This is a genomic window from Salinibacterium sp. (assembly GCF_031364185.1).
Classification (GTDB): domain Bacteria; phylum Actinomycetota; class Actinomycetes; order Actinomycetales; family Microbacteriaceae; genus Rhodoglobus.
Genome location: NZ_JANLVV010000267.1, coordinates 1 through 4,059 on the forward strand (window position 1 = coordinate 1; position 4,059 = coordinate 4,059).

The 4,059-nt window shown below is 63.0% G+C and carries 5 protein-coding genes and 1 pseudogene; 2 read left to right on the forward strand and 4 right to left on the reverse strand.

The annotated features are described in order from the left end of the window. Nucleotides 1-420, forward strand: a pseudogene (locus RMN95_RS11760) (hypothetical protein); the annotation flags it as partial. Between the two features lie 71 nt (nucleotides 421-491). Here RMN95_RS11760 and RMN95_RS11765 read toward each other — a convergent pair. From RMN95_RS11765 to RMN95_RS11780, 4 genes are all read right to left on the reverse strand, one after another. Beyond that, a complete protein-coding gene (locus tag RMN95_RS11765) occupies nucleotides 492-1,061 on the reverse strand; it encodes an OsmC family protein (RefSeq protein ID WP_309617099.1) in 570 nt (189 codons plus the stop codon). A gap of 85 nt (nucleotides 1,062-1,146) precedes the next feature. Continuing rightward, nucleotides 1,147-1,965, reverse strand: coding sequence for a hypothetical protein (locus RMN95_RS11770; RefSeq protein ID WP_309617100.1), 819 nt, complete (start codon nucleotides 1,963-1,965; stop codon nucleotides 1,147-1,149). 1 nt (nucleotide 1,966) lies between these two features. Beyond that, nucleotides 1,967-2,557, reverse strand: coding sequence for a sigma-70 family RNA polymerase sigma factor (locus RMN95_RS11775; RefSeq protein ID WP_309617101.1), 591 nt, complete (start codon nucleotides 2,555-2,557; stop codon nucleotides 1,967-1,969). Between the two features lie 105 nt (nucleotides 2,558-2,662). Further along, entirely contained in the window at nucleotides 2,663-2,983 is a 321-nt protein-coding gene (locus RMN95_RS11780) for a hypothetical protein (RefSeq protein ID WP_309617102.1), read from the reverse strand. Between the two features lie 87 nt (nucleotides 2,984-3,070). Between RMN95_RS11780 and RMN95_RS11785 the strand changes: the two genes are divergently transcribed. Then, a complete protein-coding gene (locus RMN95_RS11785; RefSeq protein WP_309617103.1) occupies nucleotides 3,071-3,997 on the forward strand; it encodes a hypothetical protein in 927 nt (308 codons plus the stop codon). Nucleotides 3,998-4,059 lie beyond the last annotated feature (62 nt).

The window sequence follows — 4,059 nt, forward strand, 5'->3', positions numbered from 1 at the left end:
ACCGGCACGGGTGCCGGCCCGAGCGTCAAGCCGGGTGTTGGTACCGAGCCGACACCCGGTGACGAGCAGACGGTCGACCCGACGGCTCCGATGGCCGACCCCGAAATTCCGCCCGCGACTCCAGAGCCGATTCCCACTGCCGACCCTGTTCCCACCGTTGAGCCGGCGCCGATCCTACCGGTCGAGCCGACCCTGCCAGCGCCCGAGGTTGTCGAGGTGACCATCGACGAGGCCGAGGCGACGCTGCTACTCATGTGGGATTCGGCGGGCGATGCCTGGCTGGTTCCCGGATTCGCTATGCGAATGCCCGAGGGTTGGTGGAATTCGGTCGTCTCGCTGGTGCCAGGAGTGATCGAGATTCCCGAGCCGATCGCGGTAGAGCCGTTCACGTTCGACGACCGTTTGTACACGAAAGACTAGAACGCTGCTACCCGAACGACCCTGCCCTCGCGGGCGCGGCCGTTCGGGCGTGGCGCCCGCCACGAGGCGAATCAGGCCTTTGTGACGGTGACGGTGACCGGTGTCGGGTTGGCGAACAGATCCAGGACGGGGCAGTGCGCGTCGACGGCGTCGCGCAGATCCTGATAACGCTCCTCTGGCTCCGGCCCGGTGATGGTGATGTCGAGACGCACGGCGGTAAAGCCCGCGCGCACCGTCTCGTCGATTCCGAACAGTCGCGCCGCATCGAGGTCACCTTCGGCGGCGACAGAGATCTCGTCAACCTGAATTCCCAGCGCGTGGGCGTAGAGGCGGTAGACAACAACCTGGCACGAGATGAGGGCACCGAGCGCGATCTCGACCGGACTTGCGGCGAGATCATCCCCCGCCAGAGCGGCAGGCTCGTCGATCGCAAAGGTGTGCCTGCCAGCGGTGACGGTCGTGTGGACGGCCCCGTTGCCGACGCCCTCCACCCTGTAGGTGAGATGCGCCGCGGTGCGGTTGGCGGCAATACGCTCGCCCCAGGCGGTGCCAGCTGTGGTGAGGCGCACGGCGCGCTCGGCTGCGGAGATGGACGGAACGGTGATCGACGGCGCGGCGTCGAGAGTGTCAAGAAGAGTCATGAGCAGACCGTACGGCGGATGCCACATCCGGCGTCATTCATGACGTAACCGGACGACGCATGGCGTCATGGTGGGGCGCCGCCGGTCAGTCGTTCTTCTTGTCTGACTTCCCGTTGCCGTTGCTCTCGCCGGAGTTGCCAGCGCCGTTATCTACGCCCGAACTGCCGACACCATTGGTTTGGCCGGGATTGCCAGTGCCGGTATCTTTATCCTTGACTTTATCTTTGTCTTTGTCCGGGTTGCCGTTGTTGTCGCCCGCGTTGCCGAAGCCGTTGTCTTCACCTGAACTGCCGACACCGTTGTTGTGGCCCGAGTTGCCGAGCCCGTTGTCTTTACCCGGAGTGCCAGCGCCGTTGCCGTGTTTCGGATCGACGACTCCGGTATCGGCGCTCTCGGTTTCCGGCGTGCTACCGCTTTGGGTCCCGTCGGTGGCCTCGTCAGTGTCAGTGCCGCCCGTGGTGACGCCGGGCGCTTCCCCCTGATCAGTCGTCTCCTCGCCTACCACCCCTGGCGGCTCACTGTCGGAGACGACCTGATCAAACACCCCCTGTGCTACTGGGGGAAGCAGCCCGGCTGTTCCTATACCGACTACGGCTGCAGCACCCGAGGCTGCACCCAAGATGATCGCCACGATGACGCCCAGTCCAAGCAGCCCCGAAGCCGCCCGTCTGGTTGCGACGCCGTTCAGGTCGCCGTCCGTTATAACATCCCGCTGCATGGCAATGGGTGTCGCAGACAGGTCCACGCGTGCGCTGAGAGCTGCTGACGGTTGCGGCACCGACCCGATTGCCGCGATGCGATATGCCGTCAGCAGATCTGCCAGTGAATCCAGGTCAGGGCGCGCAGAAACTCGGCCCTGCGCGAGCTCGAAAGCGTCGCGGTCTGAAATCGTTGTGGTTTTCATCTCACACAGGTAATCGTTCGAGGGGCCGAGAAGGGTACGGCTTTGTCAAAACTTTTTTCCGAAGTGCGTCAAGTGCACGTTTTTGCAGCGACTTGACGGCGCCTGGCGTCTTGTCGAGCACCTCCGCGATCTGCTCGATGGTCAGATCCGAGACGATTCGCAGCACCATCACGTTGCGCTGGTCGACCGGCAGGAAGTCGAAGAGAGCGAGCACAGACTGGTCTGATGATCTCAGGTTCGCGGCATCCTCTGCGCTGGGTTCTGATCGCAGGTCGTTCTCGGGCTGCCACTGCACAGATTCGCCCCGCCGAGAGCGCTGGCGCAGTTCATCCACAACTCGACGGTAGGCGATGGAGAACAGGAACGACCGGAATTCGGATTCGCTTCCGATGAACGTGGATAACGTATCGAAGACGCTGAGAAACACTTCACTGGCGAGATCGTCAGGATCCTTGGATCCGCGACCCCGGGCGAATCCGACGACACTCGGCGCGTACTCGCGCCACAGCGTCGCGCTGGCCCACTCCGCGCCCGATTGCGCCGCAGCGAGCACCGTTTCGAACGGCACCCCCGTGGTGCGTGCGTCGTCCATAGATCCCACCTTTCGAAGATACGGGGTGCGGCTTCCCGCGAACAGGGGCAAGCATCCCCCAGAAGGGAGGCCACAACGGCCCGAATCGCTGAGTGAGGGCGGGATCTAGACGGGAGACGAAAGCTCAGCACGTTGCTGCGTTCGGCGACCCCACAGATAACCCACCCAACCGGCCATTGTCAGCATGCCAGCACCCAAGACAGTGACGCCAGCGATCGTGAGGGATGTGACCAGTACCGGCGTTGAACTGAGCGAGGAGTAGTCAGCCCATCCAAAGGATGCGGTCGGTGGCAGGGGTTGGGCAATCAGGGCGACTCCAACGGCTATGAGAACCACACCCAGTGCAGGTATTCCCAATCGCTTGAGTTGGGAGGTGACCTGGTAGCCGCGTGATCGTTCGCCGGGATGTGTTGTTCTCGCGTCCATGGGGTGACGCTAGCGCAGATTATCGGTGGTGAGCGTCGGGCTGAAGAATCCTAGGCATTCTCGCCGACATAGAGCAGGATATGAAATATGCTCGTACCAAAGTGGTCCCCCGGTCTATTCGCCTTTTTCGGCTTGGGGATCGTTTCAGCGATTGTCGGCCTGGTTCCGTGGCTCATCACCGGTATGCGACTCCCGCTCCAGAACCTCTGGGGAACCGACGCCCTGCCCGCTCAGATGCCGATCGCACTTCTGCCCTTCAGCCAGTACTACGTGTCGTTCATCGTCGCGCTAATTCTCGTGGGGTCCACAATCGCCGGGATAGTAGGGCGCGCGACAACGGCACGCAAGACGAGAGCCGCGCTCGTTGCGCTTATGGGTGGCGTGCTGATCATCCAGGTAGTCGCCACGGCACAGACCGCGATGACAGTGTCGGGCGGGCTGAGCGACCGGAGCGCCTCGACCCTCTACCTGGTTGCACTAACCGGCGGAACCATCGCGGCTATCCTGCTCGGACTCGGAATGTTTACTCTTATCGCCCGCGCTCCGAAACCTGGCGCACTGATCGCTCTCAGCATTGCTGCGATCGCATCCAGTTCGTGGATGAGAGGGCTGGCATTTCCCGTCGGCACAGTATCAAGCTCCTCGACATTCACGGAGGTGATGCGCACGATCATAGAACTGGCACCCGCTATTGTCATAGGCGCGGCAATCGTATGGTGCGGTGTCAACTCGGTGGGTCGAATGACTGCCGTCATCTCAAGCCTGATTCTGCTGTGGATGGGGCCCGTCTTTATCACGGCGGGTAGCTCCGCCGCGGGCACCCGGGTGCTCGCACCCTATCCGTCCGAGATGCTGGAGTATGGTGTGCAGGTGTTCAGGAGCGCACTCCTCATGCCCGAACTTTGGGCATACTCACTAGCCATAGCGGTCGGTATCGCGGCGGTCGGTCTCGTGGGCGTGCGGAGCGCCAGCAAGGTGTCCGCGCGGAGCGATCAGGCCAGCGGAACCCGCTAGCGTCGCGCCGCGCAGACGTTCGGGTGAAGTCGACTGAGCGCCGTCCGTTGGGCCCAACCACC

Excerpts from the sequence above, each read along its gene's own strand:
- RMN95_RS11765 (WP_309617099.1), bottom strand. The coding sequence starts at position 1,061 with ATGACTCTTCTTGACACTCTCGACGCCGCGCCGTCGATCACCGTTCCG.
- RMN95_RS11770 (WP_309617100.1), bottom strand. The coding sequence starts at position 1,965 with ATGAAAACCACAACGATTTCAGACCGCGACGCTTTCGAGCTCGCGCAG.
- RMN95_RS11775 (WP_309617101.1), bottom strand. The coding sequence starts at position 2,557 with ATGGACGACGCACGCACCACGGGGGTGCCGTTCGAAACGGTGCTCGCT.
- RMN95_RS11780 (WP_309617102.1), bottom strand. The coding sequence starts at position 2,983 with ATGGACGCGAGAACAACACATCCCGGCGAACGATCACGCGGCTACCAG.
- RMN95_RS11785 (WP_309617103.1), top strand. The coding sequence starts at position 3,071 with ATGCTCGTACCAAAGTGGTCCCCCGGTCTATTCGCCTTTTTCGGCTTG.